Source organism: Acinetobacter halobius (assembly GCF_044130335.1).
Lineage (GTDB): Bacteria > Pseudomonadota > Gammaproteobacteria > Pseudomonadales > Moraxellaceae > Acinetobacter.
The window spans coordinates 76,673-102,139 of sequence record NZ_JBIQOD010000002.1; the positions used below are offsets into that span (position 1 = coordinate 76,673).

Below are 25,467 nucleotides of genomic sequence, written 5' to 3' on the forward strand. Positions count from 1 at the left end.
ATCGCATCCTTAGCATGTAAACAAAAAGTGCTTCATCTTCGTTTCTGTGGATAAGTTCTGACTTATACACATAGCACAGCAGATGAATTTTCTGCTGTGTTTTTATCGCTTTTTACTCTCTTTTTCATGTGATGTTCAATCGCATTAAATTGACAGTATGCTAAAAAACGTTCAGGCTAAAAGCAAAATAAAATCAAGCCTAGACAATTACATCGTGAATAATTTTCGCCAGTGGTTTCAATCTTTTCAGTCCAATGCAATTTTTATGTATTGCCTGCAAATTTTTATCGTGCTGAGTGGTACAACCTTAGGGCTCTACTTTTTAGGACTGGAACAACTGATCGTACCGACGACTTTAGGTGCGATTGCAACTGCCTTAACTGACTTCGATGACCGACTTAGTATTCGTCTCAGAAACCTAGTCTATGTCTGCGTGCTGTTCTTTAGTGTCAGCAGTATTTTAGATTTCCTGCATCCCTATAAATTCATATTCATCATTTACTTATCGCTTTCTAGTGCTTGTTTTATCTTACTGGGGGCACTTGGACAACGCTATGCAGCGATGAGCTTTGGCACCATTTTACTCTCCTTATACAGCATGTTTGGCTTAGGAGAATATTCGGTTTGGTACTTTCAACCTAGTTGTTTTGTCTTGGGCGCATTGTGGTATGGCTGTACCGCCATTGTGTTTTATCTGCTAAAACCAACTTTGGCCGTTCAGGACAATCTAGCACGCTGTTTTAAGCAAATTGCAGATTTACTCAATGCCAAAGCACGTTTGTTTGACCCTGATAATCAAAACAATGTTGAAGCATTACTCTACGACTTATCCTTACAAAACAGCACAATTATTCAAAGCTTTAATAGCACCAAAAGTTCGCTGCTCACTCGACTAAAGGCCTCACGCGCCAACCAAAAGACGATTTATTGGCTGAATTTATACTTTCTGGCTCAAGACATTCATGAGCAAGCCAGCTCTAATTATTTACACTATGAACAGCTACATCAGAACTTCAGCCGTACAGATCTTATTTTCCGTATTCAAAAAAATATTCGGCTGCAGGCCCTTGCCTGTCAGGCATTGGCACGCTGTATTCTCAGCAATCAAATCTATGTGTCAGATCCCAATACGAATCAAGCATTGCTGAATTTACACAGTTCCATGCAAGACTGGATTCGAGACAATCCACATAATATTGAAGTCAAAAATCTACAACTGATTTTAAATAACTTAGACAATGTGCATGAACGCTTTCAACACTTAAATGAACTGCAATTACGCCAAGAGCAACGCTATCAAGAACACATCGACAACCTCAACTTATACGATGATGATATTCATGGTTGGCACGATCTGTGGCTCAAACTCAGCCAACATCTCACCCCGCAGTCGGCACTGTTTCGACATGCGGTACGTATCGCCTTTGTCTTTGCTGTGGGTTATGGCATTTCTCTTCTGCCTTTTGCCCAACACGGCTACTGGATTTTATTGACGGGCTTATTTGTCTGCCAAATGCGTTATTTCGCCACCAAAAGTCGCTTAAAAATGCGAACCTTGGGCACCATTTTAGGGGTGATGTTAGGTATTCCTCTGCTGTATTTCGTACCGAGTATTGAAGGGCAATTACTGCTGACCATCATTTTTGGGGTGTGCTTTTTCTATCTCAGCTCTAAAAAATATGCCATGGCAACTCTAATGGCAACACTCATGGTACTGCTGATTTTTAATTTAAAAGGTGCAGGCTATGCCATTATTTTACCGAGGATCATGGATACTCTAATGGGTTGCGCCATTGCGTGGTTCGCGGTCAGTTTCATCTGGCCTGATTGGGACTTTCGTAATATTTCCAACACCATAAAAAAAGCTTCTGATAGCACCCTCAACTATTTTGATGCCATTTGTGAACAGTACCAGCAGGGCAAAAACAATAGCATGGCTTATCGCGGAGCACGGCGTGCTGCACACAATGCCCAAACTGAACTTGCAAGCATGATTTCTAGTCTCAGTACTGAACCGAATCCAAATCCAGAACTGATACACCATGCTTTTCGCTACTTGGTATATAGCCACAGTCAACTCAGCTATATTTCTGCTTTGGGCAGCCATCGTGAACTGGTACAAGACAACCAAGTACTGGAACTCATGCTCTGGTGTAAAAGCACGCTGAATGACGTACTACTGCAGCATAAGACCTTACCCGAGCGAGAGATTCAACAGAAACTGGCAGAGATTAAACGCTTAAATACACAAGAAACAATGAGTCAGCACTTGCACTTGGTCCTCAAACAAATCAGTCTATTACTGGAAACCTTGCCCGAATTGCTGAAGTTAAAAACTGAACTACTCTCCCGAGATATTAAATAAAATGGACTGCACAACGACGATCTTTAAACGGTTCATGACGTACGGGTGTATTGTGGTTCATTTTTATCTGGTTCTTGCGTACACTCAAGCTTCATTCTCATAGATTTTTTGACCATGAACATTCAGACATTACGTGTTGTAGGATTTTTAGAAGGGATTTCTTTTTTACTGTTGTTATTCGTTGCGATGCCAATGAAATACATCTTTGATAACCCGATCCTAGTCAAATATGTCGGTATGGGGCATGGCGTATTATTTATCCTGTTTCTCATTGTGCTGTTTGTAGTATGTGAAAAGCAAAAGTGGTCTTTGAAGATGTTTATACTCGGTTTGATCGCATCCATTCTACCCTTTGGGCCTTTTGTATTTGATGCCAAAATTAAAAAACTAGAACCTGAGCAAGCGGAAGCCTGAGTTTTAATACCATTTTTAAATACTGGCTTTAAAAGGATTATTTAAAGCCATAATAAAAAAGCGCCTATTCATCTGAATGGGCGCTTTTTTGATGAGAACTTCGCTAAATTCAGCGAATAAAATCTTAGTAGACACCGCTCTCAAGACGGCTTTGTATCACCTTCTTCACGGTCGCACGTGGAAAACTAAACCACAGGGTAATTAAACTGAGGCAGACCAAACTATAAGCCCAAAGACCAAATTCCACATACGCCATACGCACCAGTTCAATCACGAAGAAAAACGTAAACATCATCAGGACCGAAACGGCTGCGGCAACTGTCCCTTTGGACACTTCAGATGACATCAACGCAAAGCGGTATAACACTGAAAAACTAATACCTTCGCCAAAGCTCACCAAAGTCATCCCCACAATCAGTAACGGTAAGAAATAGCTTTGGAAAATCGTGCCGAGCACCACCAACAGCGTACCGATGAACATCAAGGGCAAACCGAGTAACACGGTTTTACCCAGTGCCATTTTGTCGATGACTTTAATCAGCACAATATTACCTAGAATGAGACCACCCAAGACAGGGAACTGCGCCAAGCCATATTGCATACTGCTCAAGCCAAGTTCCTCGACCAAGATTACGGGTGACAGTGCAATCCACAACATCAATGGCATGGCCACCATAGGCAAACCAAAGGTGAGCGCCAAAAAAGTCTTATTTTTATAGACCGTTTTATAATCATCCCATATATAACGTAGTGGCTTTTTAGGAATACTGTGCTGTGTCGCAGGCATTTTGGCTTTTAAACCAAACCAACTTAAAAAAGCCAAAAAGGCGATGCCAATAAAACCCCAATGCCATGACACATGGTCAATCATAAATGCCCCGACCACAGGACCAAGTAACGGTGCTAGCAAAGAAATATTCGCCATAAGAGCCATGACCTTAATAGCATCACGCTCTTCAAAACTTTCCTGTACTGCGGCATAACCCACCGCAGAAATCATCGACAGCCCCACACCTTGTAAAAAGCGGAGTGCCAAAAAAGACTCAATATTTTGAGTGAGTAAAATTGCAAGGCAGGTCAGCACAAAAAATGCCACACCCGAGAGCAGCACTTTTTTACGGCCTAAACGGTCTGAAAGCGGCCCAAGCAGCCACGCGACACAGGCACCGCCCAATAAATAAAAAGACATGGACGATGGTGCCCATGCACTGCTGACCCCAAAATCTTGGGTAATGGCGAGCATGGCAGGTTGGACTAAATCATTACCGATATAGACCGAAAATTCGAATAAAACCAATGCCAAAGGAAACATCAATGTGGCACGGCTTAACTTTAAAGTTTGTACGTTTTGCATTGTTATCTACATATAAAATGCGTACAAGCCTGAGCGAAGTCCGTTGGAGGGAGAGACGACTAAGCCCAATGGCAAGCACTGTAAAATTGAATAAAAAATGTAATGGGTGCGAGAAATGCACACTGGTTTTACGCTGTATTCACAAAGCGTTTTTAGAAAAGGTGTTATTAAAATAGACTGAGCGGTGACACCGACAAAGCTCAGTTAAACTATTTTAGCAGTGTTGCATCTGTTTGTATTGTTACTTTTTTAAGTTTCATCTGTCACATTGGATTTCATGCGAGGTGCAATAAAATGCCCTTGTTTTAAGTCCTCATATGCCTGTAAAACTTCAGTGAAGGTGTTCATGACAAAATAACCTCGTCCATAAATCGGTTCATTTAAAGGCTTCCCACTGAGTAATAAAAAAGCACTGTCTTGTACCGCTTTTATTTCAAAGTGCTCGCCATGATTGGACATGACTGCCATCTGCTGTGCTTCAACAATTTCGCCACTATAAAGCTGAATGCGACCACTACGGATATACAGTAGTGTCGTTTCGCCTTCCAATGCGGGTAAAACCGTTTTCATCCCTGCTGTGAGTTGCACATCCAACACGGTCATAGGGCTATGTGTTTGAGCAGGCCCTGTCTGGTTTTCATACGTCTCTGCAATCACCCTGACCTTTCCTTGAGCTTGCGCGAGTTCCAGTTCTGGAATCATGGTACGACTCAAGTGCTGATAACGTGCAGGATTCATTTTGTCTTTGGCAGGCAAATTGACCCACAGTTGGATCATTTCAAATGCCCCACCTGTTTTGGAAAATGCCTCACTAAATACTTCTTCGTGCAGTACCCCAGCCCCTGCCGTCATCCACTGTACATCCCCTGCGCCAATCACACCGCCACCGCCTGTAGAGTCCTGATGGGTAAGCTCACCTTGATAAACGATGGTCACGGTTTCAAAGCCACGATGCGGATGTTCACTCACGCCTTTTTTTAAGTGGGTCGGCTGTAAATAACTCGGGCCGATATGATCGAGCAATAGAAAAGGTGAAACCGAGTTCCCTAGTTCATAGTGTGAAAATACGGAGATGACTGGGGCAAAGTCGCCTACAGCCGTACGTGTACTTTCTGAGTGAATAAAGGCAAGAGTTTTCATTTTATTCTGCTTATCATTTGAATAATTTGATCATAGCCTAGCAAACAGCCCCGTTCGATAGGCTAGATGAGTTGCAGTGTTGTAAAATTAGGATGCTTGATCTACATTTGAGCTCTTTTGAGCGAGAAATTTAATTGCTGGATTAGGCTTAAAGCAAAGCCATTTATTTTTCATCCATTGCTCAACTTTGTCTTTACTCAAGATAGCCAACAAATTATTGAGTAATGAAAATTTTGCAGTTTTATCAAAGTAATAGACTGTAACACGAACATTTCGATCTATATCGTCATTTAAACTAAATAAATCGAGAATGTAATCTTGATCAGAAACATCTAGGGAATGTCCCCAAATACTGATATTCAAATTAAGTTTACCTTCAACTTCCATTATTTTTTGTCGTTCAAACTTCTTTGCTGTTGGGTCGTTGTCTCCAAAATCTTTCTCAAAATATTCAATCTTTCTTTTATGAATCTTAACTTTCTCCTTAAAAACATCTAAGAATAAATAATCCGTATCTTTAAAAAGCTTTTGGTGGTATTTAGTAAATCCATACGCTTTTATCATTTTTAAAGAATCACTTTTTAAATCAGCCACCCCTAAAACGATATTTTGATTTTCACCATGAAAACCATGTAAATATTCTACTCCTATAGAGCCATAAATCCTTTGGTAGGTATTAGTATAATTAAATGAATAAATTAAATCTGGCTTAATCCAATCATTTTCATTTTTCTCAAAAAAGGAATTAGATTTTACTAAAATCTCAAACGTAGTCCTATGTTCAAGTTTCTTAACAACCAACTCCAAATAAAAATTAAATATCTTTATAAAGTCTTCTAATTGTTTATTTAAAAAATCTAGAAATTTACTAGGATTAAAACCATTTTGTAAATCATCTCCAATACAAAACCTCTTATTAAGACTTATAAAGGACCCAGTACTAGTTTGAAATGGTTTACCATCTCGTGTTCTTGATAAAACTCTGCACATATTTTCTTTAACTGTTAATTCAAAAAAATTAAGAGCCTTTAGTTCAATTGTGCTGATACAAGCCATCGAATCGTTGGTTCCATTAAAATAATTAATTATTGTCTCTTTTGAATCTAAAGTTTCTATTTCAACAACTTTCCTTCCAAATACCTTAAGGACATCCTCAATCTTTTGCTCAAAATCAATCCAAGTTTTTATTTCCTCAACATGATTTTTAAAATATTGATACCAACAATTTAACTCCAAACGGTATTGAAGTTCTAAAACATCTTTTGCACAAATTTCAACACTTTCAGTTAAATAAAACTCTTTTGTCTTTTCTATAAACTTTGGATCGCGTGTTTTAGAAAACAATTCATCAAATGCCATATCGTATGGTGGCGATGCTATACCCTCACGCTTCTGAAAAGTTTTTTCTAACAAATTAAGCCATTCATCAATACTCTTTTCTGCTAAGTTTTTGGGCAGACCACCTGTATCTTTTGCCTCAATTGCCCCCATTACATCCATAAAATGATCGTACTTCGTCGGCAAATAATGCGACAGATCAAAACCGTTCCCAACAATCAAAATATTCATTTTTATAAAACCCCAAAAAACAAAAAAGCGCATCAACCGATACGCTTTTTATGAGGCAAAATTGCCTACATTTCAACCATAAATCAAAGATTTATTATGCACACTTCGCTGTTTGGAAGTTCTTGGTATTTTTACCACGCGCACATTGGTAAGAGGTTTTCGTCGCAGTTTTTTCCCAGTCGCCATCGACCAACTTAAAGTTATACACGGTACGCACCGACTTTACTGAATCATCTAACAAACCTGTTTCAGTCACTTTGACTTCTGCCGCAGTCGGGGACTCCACTGTATTAAAGTATTGACGGATTTCAACCGTAGCCAACTCATTACGCAAATCTGGACGCTCTTTGAGTACCTGAGCCAATGGCGTATCTGACGAGCCCACTTTATTGACTAACTCTTTCGTCGTCGCACAGCCTGACAATAATCCCACACATACGGCTGAAGCTAAAATAAGACGCAACATAAATCCCACCCAAAATTCATTATTTATCAGTCCATCATGCCTTTTTTGTGACCATTACACTATTTAGTAAATGTAATTCAGTCCCATCAACCATAAAAAAAGCGCATCACCATGGATGCGCTTTTAAAACCCAATTCGAACTTAAAGGTCGAATAATTTACCTGGATTCATAATCCCGTTTGGATCGAAAACTTGCTTCAAGGCTTTCATATATTCAATCTCTTCCGCCGAACGGGTGTAGTCAAGGTATGGCTTTTTGGTCATACCGACACCGTGCTCAGCAGAAATTGAACCGTCGTATTTTTTCACGGTTTCAAAGACATATTTATTCACCACCTGACATTTGGCAAAGAACTCATCCTTGCTTAAGTCCGCAGGTTTTAAAATATTTAAGTGTAAGTTCCCGTCACCAATATGGCCAAACCAACAGATTTCAAAGTCTGGGTAGTTGCTTGCCACAATCGCATCAATTTCTTTAATAAATGCAGGTACATGCGTAATCAGAACTGAAATATCGTTTTTGTACGGTGTAAATGGTGCAATTGACTCAGAAATGTCTTCACGTAAACGCCATAAGCTTTCCACTTGATCGAGGCTTTGGCTCAACACGCCATCTAGTACCCAACCTTGTTCCATACAGTGCTCAAAAATTTCCATCGCCTTGTCCATAATTGGCTCAAATGGCGCTTCAAATTCTAACAATACATAGAATGGACATTCGGTTTCGAATGGACGTTGCACATGACCATTTGCCAACACTTTTTGCATTGCCAGTTCACCAAAGAACTCAAATGCAGTCAGGTCAATTTTGGCTTGGAAAGCATGCAATACAGGCATTACAGCATCAAAATCAGGTACACCCAATACCATTACTTGAAGGTCTTGCGGTTGGCGTTCCAGTTTGATTTCTGCTTCAGTCACTAAGCCCAGTGTCCCTTCACCACCAATGAACAAATGTTGTAGTGCATAACCCGTTGCGTTTTTGATCATGCCTTTGTTTAGACGCAGCACATCACCCTTACCTGTGACTACAGTTAAACCGAGTACCCAGTTACGCGTCATGCCGTATTTAATGACTTTGATACCGCCAGCATTGGTGCCAATGTTTCCACCAATTTGACTCGAACCCGCAGAAGCAAAATCTACTGGGTAGTACATGCCTTGCTCTTCCGCATAGTTTTGTAGCTGTTCAGTCACCACACCTGCTTGGACACGAACCATACGGTCTGCTGGAAAGAATTCCAAGATTTGGTTCATCTTGTCCATGCTCACCACAATTTCACCATTGGCAGCGACTGCACCGGCAGATAAGCCAGTACGACCACCCGATGGTGTAATTGCAACATTAAACTCATTTGCAAGTTTTACAACCGCTTGCACTTGTTCTGTGCTCGATGGAAAAACGATGACTGACGGGTTTGGATCAAAATGTTTGGTATGATCGCGTCCCCAATTTTCAAGGCTATCCGCATCGGTTTTAATGCGGTTTTCACCTACAATTGCTGTCAATTGGGTCAATAACTCTGGGGTTAAAGCGACTGGAGCATTCATCGTTTTCAGACCTTGCAAGAAGTAAACAAGTTGTTTGTGGCGCTAGGGTTCTATGCAGGGAAAGTGTTTGATTTCAGTCTTTGCATACCCTAAAGCTTAGGCAGTTCGTGAGGATTTCAGTAGCAGTGCGCAACTGAGTTATTTTCACGGAGTCATATTATAAGGCATTTTTTCTGTTTCCCGCAGAAAAAGCTGTTTTATTCAGGATACCTTTGAAATGATTAATTTAATTAGACCAAAAAGCCTTTTTTACGCACTATAGCGACTAAAAATACCCAATAGAGTCTGTATAAAGGAAATGTATATCGAGCGCGGTACGTGCTATTATATCGCCACTAAATTTGGCCTTTGTAGCGGAGCCGTAATGAGCCAACATCTTTCACTTCCTAAAGATAAAATTCGTTTCTTGTTGTTAGAAGGCGTTCACCAAAACGCAATCGACACACTAAATGCTGCCGGATACACCAACATCGACTATCGTAAAACTGCGCTTGAGGGTGAAGCGTTGAAAGAAGCGGTTAAAGATGCACATTTCATTGGTATTCGTTCCCGTACACAACTCACTGAAGAAGTGTTTGAAGCTGCGAATAAATTAATCGCGGTCGGTTGTTTCTGTATTGGTACCAACCAAGTGAACTTAAATGCTGCGATGGTTCGTGGTATTCCAGTATTTAACGCACCTTACTCAAATACACGTTCAGTGGCTGAACTTGTACTTGCTGAAGCAATTCTTCTTCTTCGTCGTGTACCTGAAAAATCAACAGATACACATGCAGGTGGTTGGAACAAATCAGCTGTTGGTTCGTTTGAAACGCGTGGTAAAACTTTAGGGATCGTCGGTTACGGTTCAATCGGTTCACAACTTTCTGTGCTTGCTGAAAGCATGGGTATGAAAGTGATCTATTTCGACACAGTGACCAAGTTGCCTTTGGGTAATGCACGTCAAGTCGGTTCTATGGGTGAACTTCTTGCAAATGCTGACGTGGTTTCTTTGCACGTACCAGACGTTCCGTCTACACGCAACTTCTTCGGTAAAGACCAATTTGCACAAATGAAAGAAGGTTCAATCTTCATCAATGCTGCACGTGGTACATGCGTACTTATCGAAGATTTAGCAGATGCCTTGAAATCAGGTTATGTTGCTGGTGCTGCGGTTGACGTATTCCCGAAAGAACCAAAAGCCAATGGTGAAGAGTTCGTTTCTCCACTACGTAACATTCCAAACGTGATCTTAACCCCTCACGTGGGTGGTTCAACCATGGAAGCGCAAGCGAACATTGGTTTAGAAGTGGCTGAGAAATTTGTTTCTTATTCAGATAAAGGCATGACTTTATCTGCAGTAAACTTCCCAGAAATCGCTTTACCATTGACTGAAGGTAAACACCGTTTACTTCACATCCACAAAAACGTGCCAGGCGTGTTGTCAAAAATCAACAACTTGTTTGCTGAGCACGGCATCAACATCTCAGGTCAATCTCTCATGACCAAAGGTGATGTCGGTTACTTGGTGATGGATGTAGACGCAACTGCATCTCAAGAAGCGTTAGATACTCTACAAGACGTTGAAGGCACAATCCGCGTTCGCGTATTGTTCTAATTCAACTATATTTAAAAACCACAGCTGCCAAGCTGTGGTTTTTTTATTTTTGAATACTTGTTAAAATTTTATGTGTAATCTGAGCACATACTCCGCTACTTTTTCCAAGTATTCACTTCCCTATCTAGTATTCTAATAATGCCAAATCTAAAAAGCACTCCCCACCTCCAAGCGACCTTTTTATTGCTAATTGCAATGCTCAGCTTGCAAAGTAGTGGTTCACTGGCCAAAGTCTTGTTCGATCAATTTCCCATTTTAACCGTTTCAGCTATGCGCTTGCTGTTGGGATCAATCATCTTGGCCGTACTGTTTAAAATTTGGCAGATTGACTTTAAGCAAGTTAAATACAAGGCCATCATCAGCTATGGTTTTGCTTTGGCAGGCATGAACCTATTGTTTTATTTATCTATTGCTCGCCTGCCGCTCGGCATTGCAGTGTCGTTTGAGTTTATTGGCCCACTCAGTGTCGCGCTGTTTTATGCCAAACAACGCTTTGACTTTGTTTGGGTCGGGCTAGCTATTTTAGGCTTGGTTTTACTGTTTCCTTTCGACCAAGCAGCTCAACCTTTAGACCTTCTTGGGATTGTATTTGCACTAGGTGCAGGTGCATGTTGGGCACTGTATATCGTGGCGGGACAGCGCCCATCGGGTATTTCAGGCAACCATACCGTATGCTTAGGCATGTTTGTCGGTATGCTGATATTAATGCCGCTCGCTCTGTTCAGTGGTTTACCTACAAATGTCTTTGAACCCTCAAATCTAATTTATTTTATTGCCTTAGCTGTTTTAGCCAGCGCCTTACCGTTTAGTCTGGAAATGATTGCACTGCGCAATTTAACCGCTTTAAGCTTCGGCACGCTCATGAGCCTAGAGCCTGCGATTGCAGCACTATCTGGTTTTGTATTTTTAGGTGAGAAACTGCTGTGGTCTCAGTGGCTTGCCTTGAGTGTCATTATCATGGCATCCATTGGTTGTACATATACCGCGCAAAAAGCACGTCAAATCACACAGTGAAGGTCTTTAGTGATATTTGAATTTAAAAATTAGCATCATGCCTGCGTAGACATTATTTTTAAATTCATGTTGTTGCATTTAAAAAAATTCAGCTGATTTCGCATCCCCATGCAGAGCGAAATCGCTGTACTAATCCACCTTCTTAAAATAACAGGTCACCATGACCTGATGCATGCATGATGCCTAATTCTCAACTGATGGCAGTGATGTTCATGGTCTTGTCCATGCTGTCCTATCAAATCAGTGCTTCTTTTGCCAAGCAGTTGATTGCAGTGCTGGATCCCCTCACCGTGGTGACCCTTAGACTGTGCTTTGCCGCAATTTTAATTGTGCTGATGTTCCGCTCATGGAGCATTATCAAACGCCTACCGCATTTAAAATGGAAAGATTTACTCAGCTATACAGCAGCTTTATGCCTCATGAATATTTTATTTTACGCTTCGCTAGGTAGACTTCCTCAAGGTATTGCCGTTGGTTTAGAGTTCTTAGGTCCTCTGACTTTGGCACTACTGTCGATCAAGCAACAACGTGATTATATTTGGGTCGGATTGGCCATTTTAGGCATTGCACTCATGGTGCCGTGGCATCAGGCCAACGCCAGTAATTTTTCTTTCTTAGGTGCAGTATTTGCAGTGTCGGCAGGAGCCTGCTGGGCACTGTATATCTATTTTGGGCAAAAAGTCGTCCGTCAAAATATCGGCATGCATGCTCTCAGTATTGCAATTGTGATGTCAGCTTTATTGCTGTTACCCATCAGTGCCTCACATAATCCAACAGCCTTGATGCAAACCGAATATTGGCCCAAAGCCTTATTGATTGCCCTATTGGCAACCGCAATTCCCTACGCCCTAGACCTCATGGCCTTAAAACGCTTGAGTAAACTCAGCTACGGTACTCTTTCCAGTTTATCCCCGGCCTTAGCCGCTTTGGCTGGTTGGTTGTTACTCAAAGAACAAATTAGCCTGTGGCAAACCTTAGCGTTGCTTTGCATTATGGTGGCCTCTGTCGGCGTGACATTTAGAGCTAAATCTGACACAGATGAAAGCGTCTAAATCAGCAAAGATCACAATCGTGCTTTATTTGAAAACAGCCTTAGGCCAAGCTGTCTTTGTCGATTTTTTTATATTTTCTATATTCACGCTGATATTGCTCCGCAAGTGTTATCTTCTGCGTGTCAGCTAAAATTTTTCCGGCTTGCTGAAAGAAACCATGTTCCTCTTCTTGTAAGTGATGATGTACAGTTTCCGATAGTTTTTTTGCAATTGCCAACCAACTTGGATTTGAGAACGCTGTCTCGGTCAATTGTTCCAATAGCTCATCCATTTTATGGTGCTCTGCCAAAGCATGACGGGTAATGTTGAGGCCTGAATCGGTCATCATTAAAGGAATATAAAAATAACGATCTTCTGCAACAGCATGAGCAAATAATTCATTTTTAAGGCGCCCAAATAGCTCACGGCGCTCTGGCGCATCGCCCGAGGTGCTTAACAATTGTTCTGCCAAATTACGTTGTATGACATGACTTTCTCTTAAAGCTTCAAATATATTCATTCTATGCTCCAGTCCAATTCAAGCTAAAACATCTCTTTTTTTTGCAAAGAATCTCTACACAGCGTTAAGCACGCTCTATTGATCTTAAACAAAAAAGATGAAAAGTCAGGTCATGGTCTGCACGCTTTTTGTAATAAAAGTTTGAATGAATCTGCTGTGTCTTTACATAAAGAACATTTGATAGCTGAGCCTTAAAATCAGAATCGTAACTAAGATGAGAAATAAAATACGGATAAAGCCACTACCATATTTCAGCGCCATTTTTACACCACAAATTGATCCGATCATATTCGCCACCGCCATGAAACCACCAATAACAAAGAGCACATGACCCGAGGGAATAAAGAAGCTCAAAGCAGCTAAATTGGTCATTACGTTACCAATTTTAGCCAGTGCTGCTGCATGTAAAAAGTCGACCCGTAAATATCGGATAAAATAGAAAATAAAGAAGCTACCCGTACCAGGGCCAAACAGGCCATCATAAAAACCGATGGCTAGGCTACCAACACCTGCTAAAAGCAAAATTTTCGGTGTAACCTGTTGTGCCATATGGACTTGTCCAAATTGCTTTTTCATGAGGGTATATACCGCCATCACAATCAGCATGACCAAGACAAAAGGCTGTAAAATTTCTTTCGGAATCATCGCAACACTGGCAGCACCACCAAATGAGCTGATCGCTGCGCAAACTGCGACTACTGCTAAAAGTTTCCATTCAAAGCGGACTTTACGTGCAAAAGAGACTGCGGAAGTCGCTGTTCCCACGACTGCCGCCAATTTGTTAGTGCCAAATAAAGTTGCAGGCGCCATAGAAGGAAAAGCATTCATCAGGGCTGGAATTTGGATCAGCCCGCCACCACCAACAGCAGCATCAATTGCCCCTGCACAAAAGGCAAAAAAGATCAGACTGATAATAATGTCAATATCCACACCCTTTCCTTTTTACCAAGTGATATATTTTGATTATAGATTTAAAACACGTTTAGGAACCAATCTTTTCTTCTCGGTAATTTCAGCCAAACCTAAGCATTTTTCTCCATCGAAAACCAAGACCTGTGCTTCTGCTGTATGCTCAATATTACTTTCCATACCGCGACTGAAGTATTCACTGCGCCCTTCTGGAACTTGTACTTTCGGAAAATGATCTACAGGAGCATACACAGGTAACAACAGTGCTTCACGCTCTTGTTCAGACAAACTTTCTAAATACTCGATGCTATAGCTTGGAATCAGATCAAAATGACCCGTTTTAATGCGGTGTAAATAAGTCAAATGACCATAAGTACCCAATGCTTTCGCAATATCTTCGCCTAAAACACGAATATATGTGCCTTTGGAACAAGTAATATCAAGGGTTAAGCTTTCTGCTGTGAATGAAAGCAACTCAATCGCATAAATCGTAATCGGGCGTGACTCACGCTCAATCTCAATTCCTTTACGAGCTAACTCATATAAAGGACGCCCATCTTTCTTCAAAGCGGAATACATCGGTGGTACTTGCTGAATATCGCCCACAAATTGAGCCAAAATGGCTTCAATCAGCTCTTCGCTTAACTCAGGTACAACCTGCTCTAACAGCCGTTCGCCCTCCACATCACCTGTGGTGGTACTGTGACCTAGTTGGATTGTAGTTTGATAGCGCTTCACAGAGTCCAACAAAAAGTGCGAAAACTTGGTTGCCTCACCCAAACAAATCGGCAACAGTCCCGACGCTAATGGATCAAGTGCTCCTGTATGCCCTGCCTTTTGCGCACGGTACAACCAACGTACTTTTTGCAGTGCCGCATTTGAACTCAGCCCCAGAGGTTTATTCAATAAAAATACCCCATTGACTGCACGGCGCTGGATTTTTGAAGTAGATGATTTCATAACATACACATGTCTTAAAGCTGTCGTCATACTATCAACCGTTCATCAGTTTTTACAACTTTTCTGTTGTTTATTTGCATTCTCATTGCAAAATAAAACATGTTCAGTCATATGAACATCATAAAAAATACAATATGGACGTTTAGGCATAGGATATGCAAAAAAAGAAATTATGGTTGCTCTTCGCAGTCATCGTTATTGTCGTGCTTGGCTTTTTAATTTGGCTTGCGCCAAATGCTACAGATGGCTCAAGCAACGAGCAAAGCACCATGCGCTCATCAGGACATGATATGAGTGCAGCATTGACCAAATCAGGATTACAATCCTCCACAGCACTCCCTTTTGTAAGCAATAGCCAGCAAGACACTGAAGTGAATTGCCAACTTGCACTCGATCCAAGTAATCATTTGATTGTGAATGAGCAAACACGAAATTGCTTTGAATATTTTATTACCCAGTACGGTGAAAAAAATATTGACCAAATTAAACAAGATTTTAAAGCCTATATAGAGCAAGGCTATAAGGAACCTGCTTTAAAACAGATCTTAGACCTCTGGAACCGCTATCTAAACTACCGTGTGCAACTGGGTAGCTTAAAAGAACCAAGTCTAAGTAAAGAAGACCCTGAATATTACCGTAAGATTTTTGGTCTCATGAAAAACTTGCGTAGCCAGTTTTTTTCAGACTATGAAATTGAAGGCTTATTTGGTGCTGAAAATATCTACCATGAGTATACCTTAAATCGCATGAGCATCATGGCAGATAAATCATTAAACGAAGTACAAAAAGCACAAAAACTGAAGGAATTATTTGCTCAGCTGCCAGAAGATTGGAAAGAGAATTTAGAACAACTTTCTAAACTCGAAGATTTGCGCAAACTCACTTCAGAGATTAAAGCCCGTGGCGGGTCTGTAGAAGAGCTACGTCAAATGCGCATCAATCTGGTCGGTGTAGAAGCTACAGGACGGCTCGAGCAACTTGACCAAGATCGCGGTAACTGGAAATCTCGGGTCAATAGTTACTTAGAAAAACGTGATGGTATTTTAAAAAGTAACATGAGCCAAAGTGCTCAACAGCAAGCCATCCAACAACTTCGAGATCAACAATTTAGCAATTCCCAAGAACAACTTCGACTAGGAGCATTTGAAACCACTCATGATTCAGGGGGAAAACTCCCTTACGCAGAATAAATCTGTACGGCACGACTTTTTTCAGGATGAAAAAAAATGTTTAAAACGAAAATAATGAAACAAACAATGACACTACTCAGCTTGGTTGCAGGTATTGGACTCGGCTCAACAACAGCAAACGCAGGTCTACAAACGGTAACGGCAACCGTAAAAAGTACCTATGCACAAACAAAATATCCCCTCCTCTTTACTCACGGGATGTTTGGTTTTAGTCGTGTGGGCGTTGCAGAATTTGGGCTTGATTATTGGTATCAAATTTTACCCGATTTAGCTCGAAATGGCGCAACGACTTTTGCTGCACAAATTTCACCGCTTGAATCGACTGAAGTACGTGGTGAACAACTGCTACAACAAGTTGAAGAAGTGATTGCTATTACTGGAAAAGACAAGGTTAATTTGATTGGGCATAGTCATGGTGGGCCTACCATCCGCTATATTGAGGCAGTCAAACCGCAATATGTAGCATCTCTTACAGGTGTTGGAGCAACTTTCCGTGGTTCGAAAGTAGCGGATAAACTTCTCGCCAATGAAGGTGGAACACAACTGCTCAGTCTTGCTGCGGATTATATTATTGGTCCATTAATTGCCTATGGTCAAAACAATCCATCATTAAAAAGCAACTTAACCGCATCACTGACATCTATTAGTGAACAAGGGTCTAGTACTTTTAATCAAACATACCCAACCACAGCGCTTGCCTCAGACTGTAATAAGAGTGGTGCAACTTCAAGTAATGGCGTGTATTACTACTCTTGGACTGGTACTTCACAAGTCACCAATATTTTAGATGTCGCAGATAGTGCAATCTCACTATTAGGACCTTTAGCATATGGTAATTTAGACAATGATGGGCTGGTATCCCGTTGTAATACACACTTTGGTAAAGTCATTCGTGATGATTATGATTGGAATCATTTAGATGAAGTCAACCAAGTGATGGGTTTACGCGGTCTATTTAGCTCCGACCCTGTCGATGTTTACCGTCAACATGCCAATCGTTTAAAACTTCAAGGGCTTTAATTATATGCTTCTCTTCAAACCCCATGCGTTTTGAAGAGAAGCGCTTTATGAATTATCCAGTTACAAATTGTACTTAATTTAATCGGATTTCTTCCCGCTGTGACAGCGCACATTTTATACTCATCTTGACAACTTAAATTGTCGCCAAAAAAATAAAAAATGAGGATGATCAATGAAATATGGACTATTGATAGCTGGACTGCTATCGACCTGCGCACTGACCGCAACACAAACTCAGGCGGCTGCTTCGCAAATTAAATCAAACTATGTTGCCTCTAGCTACGCAAAGACCAAATATCCTTTAGTCTTTGCACATGGCATGGGAGGTTGGATTCGTGCAGGTACGGATGAGCTGGGTGTGGATTATTGGTATCAAATCTTGCCTGACCTAGCCCGTAACGGTGCAAATGTATGGGCAACACGGGTTTCTCCATTTAACACGTCTGAGGTTCGTGGCGAGCAACTACTACAACAAGTTGATGAAGTTTTAGCCATTACAGGCGCCGCTAAAGTTAATTTGCTTGGTCATAGCCATGGTGGGCATAGCATTGCCTATGTCTCCAATGTTGCTTCCAATAAAATTGCTTCAGCAACGGCTATTTCCAGCCCTTTAAAAGGCTCTCCTGTTGCAGATCTGATTATTTCTGCACAAGGAACCCCATTGGAACAGCCATTGGTGGCGCTGATTAATTTTGGATCTAAGGCGATTGTATGGGCACAGCAGCAAGACCCTAACTCTCTACCACATGACGCACTTGGTGCAGGAAAAAGTTTAAGTCAAGCAGGATCAAAAGCATTTTCACAAAAATATGCTTTAGGTATGCCAAAAACAAGCTGTGGCGAAGGTACGGCCATGGAGAAAGGAATTTACTTCTATTCTTTCTCCGGGAACTCAACATTAACCAACATTCTTGATCCAGACTCATTATTAGGTGCAACAGGTTTACTCATGCAAGCACCAAATGATAACGATGGCTTGGTCTCACGCTGTAGTGCAAAGTATGGCAAAACAGTTCGCGATAACTATAACTGGAACCATTTAGATGTCATTAACCAGTTCTTTGGTTTACGTTCTATTTTTGCTCCAGACCCTGTTGATGTCTATCGTCAACATGCTAATCGCTTAAAACTTCAAGGGCTGTAAAACTTAAACATAAAAAATGCGCCTAATGGCGCATTTTTTAGCAAATAAGCAAAGTTAAAATTAACCTTGTTTACGTGCTGGTAACTTTTCACGAATACGTGCAGCTTTACCAGACAACTCACGTAGGTAGTAAAGTTTAGCACGGCGAACGTCACCACGACGTTTCACTTCGATTTTAGCAACGATTGGAGAGTGAGTTTGGAATACACGCTCAACACCAACACCGCTTGAAATTTTACGTACTGTGAACGCAGAGTTCAAACCACGATTTTTCTTCGCAATTACAACACCTTCAAATGCCTGAAGACGCTCACGGTCACCCTCTTTTACTTTAACCTGAACGATTACTGTATCGCCTGGTGCAAAAGCTGGGATGTCTTGTTTAAGCTGTGCATTTTCTACAGCTTGTACTAAAGGATGCTTACCGCTCATGGGGTATCTCCAATATGTGTGGGTCAGAAGAGGTCTGAGATCCACTGGGTATAGAGGCTAAAACGCATAGACCCGATTAGCTTTCTCTTTATGCCTGACCACTTCAATGCATAAAGAGCCTATTAAAAGGATACTTTTATTGAGTATCCAAATCTTTTAGCCATTTCTTTTGCTGCTTGCTCAACTCAACATTCTCCACCAACTCAGGTCGGCGTGCTTTGGTTCGTTGATAACGCTGCAAAAACCGCCATTTCTCAATATTGGCATGATGTCCCGACTTTAAGACTTCAGGGACATCCAAACCTTCAAAATGGTCTGGCTTGGTATATTGTGGGCAATCCAAAAGACCATCCACAAATGAGTCTTGCACATGAGACTGTTCATCAGACATTGCACCCGGAAGTCTCCGAATAATACTGTCCAATAAAACCATCGCAGGAAGCTCTCCACCTGACAAAACGTAATCCCCTATGGACCATTCCTGATCTACATATTTTTGGATCAGACGCTCATCAACCCCTTCGTAACGACCACACAACACAATCAATCCATCATAGTCGACGAACTGTTGTACCGCATGCTCATTTAAGGTGTTTCCTTGCGGTGACATATACACCACAGGAACATGAACTGCACCTGCTTGCACTGCAAGCTCTTTGGCATGTTGAATCGCTTTCGCCAAAGGCTCAGCCATCATCACCATACCTGGACCACCACCAAAGGGACGTTCATCCACTCGTTTGTAGTTGCCCTCAGCATAATCACGAGGATTAATACAAGTCACTTGTACTAAATCACTTTTTGCTGCACGCCCGCTAATACCGTAGGCTGTAATCGCTTCAAACATTTCAGGAAAAAGCGTAATGACTGCAAAAAACATCGCAGACCCCCGTATTTCCAAAAATAGTTAGTAATCCACGCCCCAATTAACGTAGATACGACCAGCTTCGAGATCAACGCGTTGTACCACATCTTTATGCCATGGGATCATGCGCTCTTCGCGATCAATGCTGTCTGGTGTTGCGTGAACCACCATGACATCATTCGCTCCAGTCTCAAACAGCTCATGGATTTTACCGAGATTTACTTCTTGTTCCTCATCATCCAAACCTAACACTGTTAGGCCTTTCAAATCAGACCAGTAAAACTCATCCACACCCGCTTGAGGTAATTGCGCTTTTGAAATCCATACATTTGCACCAACTAGGTTATCTGCTGCAGTGCGATCAATCACACCTTTCAACGCAACAACCAAGCCTTTGCCATGTGGTTTCCAACGTTTTACATCAACTGTTTGCCAACCTTCTTTGGTCTCAATATACCAAGGAAGATAGTCAAAAATGTTGCTCATAGGTTCTGTATTGGAATAGATCCAGAGCCACCCATTTAATCCATATGCTGAACGCAACTGTCCAATCTGAATACGATCTTCAGGAACATTCTGTGTTGGTGTCATGGGCTACCTACTACTTAATCAAAAATTATGCAGTAGCTGCAGCTTTCTTAGCTTGAGCAGCTAAAGAAGCAACACGTTCAGATGGTTGAGCACCTTGAGCAACCCAATGCGCAAAACGGTCAGCATCTAAACGAAGTTTTTCTGCTTTACCTTGAGCTGTTGGGTTGAAGAAACCAATACGTTCGATGAAACGACCGTCGCGTGCATTACGGCTATCAGTTACAATAACTTGATAGAACGGACGTTTTTTAGCACCACCGCGTGCTAGGCGAATAACTACCATGATACAACCTTATAGTTTTTACGGATTATCCCTGTATCGACCACCGATACATTTCAAACCCCTTTCATAGAGGGCAGTATTTTACGTTATCTTTAGAGCGAAAGAAAGATCAAAATTTGTTTATCCACAATTTTGAATTTGGATTTTATCTGCCGTCCCAACTTGACGTTGAGGATAATACACAAGCCGTCGCACCTTTCTCCCAGTATTTCTGAGTTTCTTGGTTTAAGCAAACGACGCCATTAGCATTTTGCATACTTGAACTAATAGGGGTTGCCGTTAGAGTATACCCTTGATTATCAGCATCAACGTCTAAAGCCAACGTATAATATGCGGTTCCAGTACTTGGATAATTTCCTGCACCACCGACTCCAGTTAAAGTAGCACTTGTAAAACTACCATTTGCTAATTTATAACTTTGTAGACTACCCGCTATCCGCATCAACTCACTTTGAACATCTGATCGGTTAACTCTAATTTTATATTGCGTATAAGAAGGGTAAGCAATCGCAGCTAATATCCCTATAACAGCAACCACAATCATGAGTTCGATTAAAGTAAGACCTTGATTTATTTTTATCATTACCAACTCTCTGATCCTGCTGCTATAGCGCCACAATCTGAATAAGAAACATTTGACTGAGTCTTATTCTTACATCGAATATTTTTATTTGTTAATAAAAAATTATAGTTTTGTTCATCTGCCGTGGTGGCTTTCATAACCCAATTACGACCGATTGCACTACTATTCGTTAATGTAGCATTACTTGCATCAGGGTCAACTATTGTAATCGTATATGGATAAGCAGAACTTGTTGCAGCTGTTGCCGTTGTTGTTGAAAAGCCCTTATAACTAAAGTTACGAGCTTTATAACGATCCAGTAAAACAGCAAGGCGCTGCATTTCCTGCTGTGTCTCAGATGCATGTGCGCGTCTTGCATACTCTTGATATGCTGGAATTGCAATTGCAGCAAAAATCGCCACAATCACAACAACAATCATCAACTCAATCAAAGTAAAGCCACGACTTTCCTTCCCTAAAAAAGCAGATTGCATACTTCAATCCCCATTAGTAATTAGACTCATACCAACGTAATGTTCTAATTGTGCCCCCATTTGAAAAGCTTTGGCACTCAATTTTTGTTTTATTCGTAGCCTGAGTACAATCTGTATCTGTAGTAATCGTACTTTTCACTTCAGATCCTGCTGTATTCGCGGCACCTAAACCAGCACCTATAATACCTGCACCAAGTAAAGCTCTATCTGGAGTGCCATTGGTATTAACGGATGAAGTAAATCGACTACAATTCCCTGTTGGTAAACAAAAACGATATAAATAGGTCTGTCCAGCAACCCCACCATTACAAGTCGTAGCTCCCGTGCTACTATCTCGATAATATACATTAGTGTACAAAATACTATCTACAGAATAGACACTATTTAGCCCTTTCCATATACCAACACCAGCCCCATTGCCATAACGATATACCCAGCCTCCATTGGTTAATGCCACACCATTAGTATAATTTGTATTCAATGAAACTAAACTTACATCTTCGCTCTTTAGTGTATAGCTTGTGCTATATAAATTAACATCACCCACATCCTTATCATAAATCACAAACATTCCATCATCTGCACTTGTAGATGCTGTCGCATTATTGCTCCCTACCGCACCCGAAAGAGGCGAGCTACGATTACCCGAACTTAAGGCCACAGTCAAAAACAGTCCTAAACTGGTATTTGTTTGTGCTGAAACACTTGGCATCTCATAAAAACGTGGACTCGCTCCGTTTGAAGCATGCTGATTCGTTAAACGTACAACTCTAGCATCAATTTTTTGTGTGGCAGTTGACGTCTGATTGTTCAAGTCAATCCGGAAAGCCTGCCCGCCTAAATCTCCAAAATACAAGTTATCGACATATCCATCACCATCCCGATCTATGGCATTAATCTGGCTTACCACACTATATTTCAGGTTCGTATTTAATGTAACAGCTTGGGCCCCCTGCAAATCAGTTGCGCTTGCTGGATTCGCACTTGCCCACCATAGTAAATCACCATTATCAGCATCAAACATATATACCCCAGCACCTTTTTGATTAGTCTGATCGTAACTAGGAGATTCATACCCCGAATCATACCCCCCCCCGACAATCATGACTAATTTTGATACTCCACCAAATTTGACACGCGCAATAGTTGGTTTAGACCAACTTTGTCCCATGTGATTCAATGCAGCAACCGATGTTGTAGTACTCGCATTAATAATCTCTGAATTGGTATCTTTGGGATTAATGTGAAACTTGAGACTAGGGGTTGTAATTGTAGTTAAATCTAAAGAATAGTAGCTAGAGCCTCCCATTCTCAAACCACCATACACCCATTGTCTTCCTTTAATCACATTACCTGTAGTACTGCGATCGGAAGTTCCAACAGTTAAAGAACCATCACTATTAGCAACGTATTGCGTATTTGCAACCCATGGAGCATCAATCCCATAAAACAAATTACCACTACTACTTGTAGTTAAGCTTTCATCTAAGAATGCTGTAGGCTGACGTTGCATCATTTCATGAGGAGCAAAAGCGAAAACCTCTGCACCATCTTTATCGACCACATGAAGTAAACCTTGAGTCGTTCCAAACATTAAATAATCTTGACGTGTACTGGTATCCAAGCTATTGGTGATTGTGCCACTTTGTGTCAACAGTATAGGCGTAGAATGCATAGCCGAACCAAGTTGACGTAAATCTGCCGTTTTACCAATATAATCATTTAATGTCGTAGTATCGGATAGTGAAACATTATAACCCAATAGATTTAACCAATAATTACGTTGGGGATCCGTAGTGAGATAATCACTAGTAAACGTAATTTTGTTTAAACTACGACTTTCTGATGCCGTACCACTTGCGATTTGCCGATTAGTGTAAATAGTTCGATTTAGAGTTGGGCCAGTAACGATACCTAGAGATAACTGCCCTTTAACCCCCCCTGTCCAAATACCAGTTGCACTTGAATTTAAAGTGCCATCTGTATTAAACAGTTTTATCGTTTTAGCCGAATTATATAATTCACCACCTATTAGGTGATATTTATTTAAATTACCAACCCAAAGTTGGGTACTATCCTGAGGTTTTGGCGTAAAAGAAGCATAATAACCATAGGGCAATACACGTAAAGGATTTAGAGCATCCTGTGGCAAGGTTGGGGACCCTGCTACCGTTTCAGGAATACTCGTATTAAATATATCGTTTAAAAATGTATTGATACTACTAACAATACCTGTTTTTGCACCACCAGAGTCATTTGCGCTAACTGCAGTATATTGCCCGCCACCTGCGGTCGCCCAATTTGATAACGAACTACCCGTATAGTTAAAACCCACAGTCGAAGTTTTAATTTTAATTTGTCGGTTACTTTGGGTATAACCAGTTGTTTTCAATAACCCCCTCGCCATAGCTTGCGCGCAACTGTCAAAACTATTACAAGAAATCGAAGACCATCCCATTGCCGATGCAAAAAGGTTATCATTTGATGTCGGGGCATTTGCATCACCATCGGTTAGAAAATAAATTCCATGCTGGCCACATTGTTGCTCTTTGGTAAATTCATTTGCATAAGTTGTGTTCGTCGGGCTAGCAACATAATTTCTTACATTGTCTATCGGACTAACATATTTAACCGTATCGCCACTTCCTGTAGTTAAACCACTCAAAGCGACGTCAATAGAAGTATTTGCTGGGTTTGTATTGGTTAAGGGCTTTGTGCTATTGCCCAACATATACGCTACAGTTTCAGCATACAATTGCGCCGATGGAGTCGCTGTATCGGTAATAATACGCTGAACCTGTAAATTCATAGATTGTCTAGCAGTCATCCCCCCCGCAACACCAACATTACCCAAATTAGTGACCAACTGACTAGAAGAACGTTTAGTATCTGCAAACATACAGTTACTTGTACGTGATGTATTATTATCGAGTGTCCAATCAATATATAAATGTGGGTTTACACGGTCTTCTTTAATATCATAGAAAGTATAATCCGCGCTATCTCTCGCCACTTCAAAAACAACATCCCCCATACCACACCAAGAAGAATTATTTTGAATTAAGGACTGCATCTCACTTTGTACATTCATTGCATACACGTACATAGTGGTATTATTATATGGAGAACCCTGATCAATATTATCTCCAGTATAATAATTCTGATAAGCATCTACTGCACGTTGCGTCGTTGCTCCTGAAAATATGTTGGTAAGATAACTATTATTTACACCAGCCTGGAGAGTTCTAGTTGTAGCTGCACCAGTAAAAGACTGTAATTTCGTAATTGTTGGATTTGCAGCATACAGATCTGCGTGCCGAGCAACTCTTATTTTTAATTTTTTACTTCCATTATTCACCTTTGAACGTAGCTCTAAGTATGCCGCATTAATCGTTGCACCTCTTGGAATGTCCACTTGGAAACGAATATACGCTTTTTTGGTTGCATCTATTTTAGTTGAACCACTTGTCACAGTTGGTTGAGTCGATGTGTTTAAGTTTCCATTTAAAGTAATTACATCTCCATTGGTTGGGAATAAGTCTTTACGACTAGATGGATATACGATTTGACTATCTAATAGTTGTGCCGGGGAGGCAATATAACCAGCTCGACGACGCGGGGGATTTGGCGCATCCGGATGTACAGCAGTATAATAAAGCGTATCTGTGCCGTTTTTAATCGGATACCAAGCTGGACTTTCAAAGGTTGATAAACCCGCTCGAATGTTTCTCACAGGCTGAATAGTTCCTTCTCCTAGCAACACTGCCTGCATCGAGTCTTTCAAATCAAAAGCACTACGTGTATTCGTTACAGACATAGAACCTGAATTATCTAGAGCAAACATAACAACAGGTTTAGGACTAAAGCCTGTTTTATAAATATCAATATCACTAGCGTTTACATGCAAACTTTGACAAACCACGCCAACCATTAACGCGGACACCGTAAAAGATAGTAATTTTTTCTGATAAATTTTATTCATTGTTAAATCCTCAA

General features: G+C 40.9%; 23 protein-coding genes. 8 read left to right on the forward strand and 15 right to left on the reverse strand.

The annotated features are described in order from the left end of the window. Positions 1-214 precede the first annotated feature (214 nt). Positions 215-2,365 carry a YccS family putative transporter gene (gene yccS / locus ACE01U_RS02675; RefSeq protein ID WP_395553374.1) on the forward strand — a complete coding sequence of 717 codons (2,151 nt, stop codon included), beginning with the start codon at positions 215-217 and terminating at the stop codon, positions 2,363-2,365. A gap of 114 nt (positions 2,366-2,479) precedes the next feature. Further along, positions 2,480-2,779 carry a DUF3817 domain-containing protein gene (locus ACE01U_RS02680; protein ID WP_004977999.1) on the forward strand — a complete coding sequence of 100 codons (300 nt, stop codon included), beginning with the start codon at positions 2,480-2,482 and terminating at the stop codon, positions 2,777-2,779. Positions 2,780-2,903: 124 nt separating this feature from the next. Here ACE01U_RS02680 and craA read toward each other — a convergent pair whose 3' ends face one another. The 5 genes from craA to ACE01U_RS02705 form a co-directional block, all read right to left on the reverse strand. Continuing rightward, the gene (gene craA, locus ACE01U_RS02685; protein ID WP_086209007.1) at positions 2,904-4,133 is read right to left on the reverse strand and encodes a chloramphenicol efflux MFS transporter CraA; all 1,230 of its coding nucleotides are present in this window, start codon (positions 4,131-4,133) and stop codon (positions 2,904-2,906) included. Between the two features lie 249 nt (positions 4,134-4,382). Further along, on the reverse strand, positions 4,383-5,273 hold the full coding sequence (locus tag ACE01U_RS02690) for a pirin family protein (RefSeq protein WP_395553380.1): 891 nt from the start codon (positions 5,271-5,273) through the stop codon (positions 4,383-4,385). A gap of 87 nt (positions 5,274-5,360) precedes the next feature. Then, positions 5,361-6,842 carry an AbiH family protein gene (locus ACE01U_RS02695; RefSeq protein WP_395553387.1) on the reverse strand — a complete coding sequence of 494 codons (1,482 nt, stop codon included), beginning with the start codon at positions 6,840-6,842 and terminating at the stop codon, positions 5,361-5,363. Positions 6,843-6,936: 94 nt separating this feature from the next. Then, positions 6,937-7,308 carry a hypothetical protein gene (locus ACE01U_RS02700; protein WP_078389157.1) on the reverse strand — a complete coding sequence of 124 codons (372 nt, stop codon included), beginning with the start codon at positions 7,306-7,308 and terminating at the stop codon, positions 6,937-6,939. A 141-nt stretch (positions 7,309-7,449) separates the two neighbouring features. After that, the gene (locus tag ACE01U_RS02705) at positions 7,450-8,859 is read right to left on the reverse strand and encodes an FAD-binding oxidoreductase (protein WP_086209010.1); all 1,410 of its coding nucleotides are present in this window, start codon (positions 8,857-8,859) and stop codon (positions 7,450-7,452) included. 364 nt (positions 8,860-9,223) lie between these two features. On the opposite strand from ACE01U_RS02705, the gene serA reads away from it, so the two are divergent. From serA to ACE01U_RS02720, 3 genes are all read left to right on the forward strand, one after another. Next, entirely contained in the window at positions 9,224-10,456 is a 1,233-nt protein-coding gene (gene serA / locus ACE01U_RS02710) for a phosphoglycerate dehydrogenase (protein WP_395553395.1), read from the forward strand. 138 nt (positions 10,457-10,594) lie between these two features. Further along, positions 10,595-11,470 (forward strand): EamA family transporter, encoded by an 876-nt coding sequence (locus ACE01U_RS02715; protein WP_110974041.1) that lies wholly within the window; start codon positions 10,595-10,597, stop codon positions 11,468-11,470. Positions 11,471-11,649: 179 nt separating this feature from the next. Beyond that, on the forward strand, positions 11,650-12,522 hold the full coding sequence (locus ACE01U_RS02720) for an EamA family transporter (RefSeq protein WP_086209013.1): 873 nt from the start codon (positions 11,650-11,652) through the stop codon (positions 12,520-12,522). A gap of 40 nt (positions 12,523-12,562) precedes the next feature. Here ACE01U_RS02720 and ACE01U_RS02725 read toward each other — a convergent pair whose 3' ends face one another. The 3 genes from ACE01U_RS02725 to truB all read right to left on the reverse strand — a co-directional run bounded on the left by ACE01U_RS02725 (position 12,563) and on the right by truB (position 14,890). Then, on the reverse strand, positions 12,563-13,021 hold the full coding sequence (locus ACE01U_RS02725) for a hemerythrin domain-containing protein (RefSeq protein WP_395578641.1): 459 nt from the start codon (positions 13,019-13,021) through the stop codon (positions 12,563-12,565). Positions 13,022-13,183: 162 nt separating this feature from the next. Further along, on the reverse strand, positions 13,184-13,951 hold the full coding sequence (locus ACE01U_RS02730) for a sulfite exporter TauE/SafE family protein (protein ID WP_291374203.1): 768 nt from the start codon (positions 13,949-13,951) through the stop codon (positions 13,184-13,186). 33 nt (positions 13,952-13,984) lie between these two features. Further along, positions 13,985-14,890, reverse strand: a complete 906-nt coding sequence (gene truB / locus ACE01U_RS02735) for a tRNA pseudouridine(55) synthase TruB (protein ID WP_395578642.1) — start codon at positions 14,888-14,890, stop codon at positions 13,985-13,987. A 155-nt stretch (positions 14,891-15,045) separates the two neighbouring features. Here truB and ACE01U_RS02740 point away from each other — a divergent pair, with 155 nt between their 5' ends. The 3 genes from ACE01U_RS02740 to ACE01U_RS02750 all read left to right on the forward strand — a co-directional run bounded on the left by ACE01U_RS02740 (position 15,046) and on the right by ACE01U_RS02750 (position 18,244). Next, the gene (locus ACE01U_RS02740) at positions 15,046-16,080 is read left to right on the forward strand and encodes a lipase secretion chaperone (RefSeq protein ID WP_395578643.1); all 1,035 of its coding nucleotides are present in this window, start codon (positions 15,046-15,048) and stop codon (positions 16,078-16,080) included. 36 nt (positions 16,081-16,116) lie between these two features. Next, complete coding sequence (locus ACE01U_RS02745; RefSeq protein WP_395578644.1) at positions 16,117-17,100, forward strand: esterase/lipase family protein; 984 nt, start codon at positions 16,117-16,119, stop codon at positions 17,098-17,100. 172 nt (positions 17,101-17,272) lie between these two features. Beyond that, positions 17,273-18,244, forward strand: a complete 972-nt coding sequence (locus ACE01U_RS02750; protein WP_395578645.1) for an esterase/lipase family protein — start codon at positions 17,273-17,275, stop codon at positions 18,242-18,244. 60 nt (positions 18,245-18,304) lie between these two features. Here ACE01U_RS02750 and rplS read toward each other — a convergent pair whose 3' ends face one another. From rplS to ACE01U_RS02785, 7 genes are all read right to left on the reverse strand, one after another. Continuing rightward, complete coding sequence (rplS, locus tag ACE01U_RS02755) at positions 18,305-18,676, reverse strand: 50S ribosomal protein L19 (protein WP_004974529.1); 372 nt, start codon at positions 18,674-18,676, stop codon at positions 18,305-18,307. A gap of 136 nt (positions 18,677-18,812) precedes the next feature. Continuing rightward, a complete protein-coding gene (gene trmD / locus ACE01U_RS02760; RefSeq protein ID WP_086209019.1) occupies positions 18,813-19,556 on the reverse strand; it encodes a tRNA (guanosine(37)-N1)-methyltransferase TrmD in 744 nt (247 codons plus the stop codon). A gap of 27 nt (positions 19,557-19,583) precedes the next feature. Further along, the gene (rimM, locus tag ACE01U_RS02765) at positions 19,584-20,132 is read right to left on the reverse strand and encodes a ribosome maturation factor RimM (protein WP_086209020.1); all 549 of its coding nucleotides are present in this window, start codon (positions 20,130-20,132) and stop codon (positions 19,584-19,586) included. Positions 20,133-20,157: 25 nt separating this feature from the next. Then, positions 20,158-20,415: a 30S ribosomal protein S16 gene (rpsP, locus tag ACE01U_RS02770; protein ID WP_004718284.1), complete on the reverse strand. Its 258-nt coding sequence runs from the start codon at positions 20,413-20,415 to the stop codon at positions 20,158-20,160. A 145-nt stretch (positions 20,416-20,560) separates the two neighbouring features. Then, entirely contained in the window at positions 20,561-20,998 is a 438-nt protein-coding gene (locus ACE01U_RS02775; RefSeq protein ID WP_395578646.1) for a type IV pilin protein, read from the reverse strand. Beyond that, complete coding sequence (locus ACE01U_RS02780) at positions 20,998-21,471, reverse strand: type IV pilin protein (protein WP_395578647.1); 474 nt, start codon at positions 21,469-21,471, stop codon at positions 20,998-21,000. Before ACE01U_RS02780 ends, ACE01U_RS02775 begins: the two co-directional genes overlap by 1 nt. Positions 21,472-21,484: 13 nt before the next feature. After that, on the reverse strand, positions 21,485-25,453 hold the full coding sequence (locus tag ACE01U_RS02785; RefSeq protein WP_395578648.1) for a pilus assembly protein: 3,969 nt from the start codon (positions 25,451-25,453) through the stop codon (positions 21,485-21,487). Between the last annotated feature and the right edge of the window lie 14 nt (positions 25,454-25,467).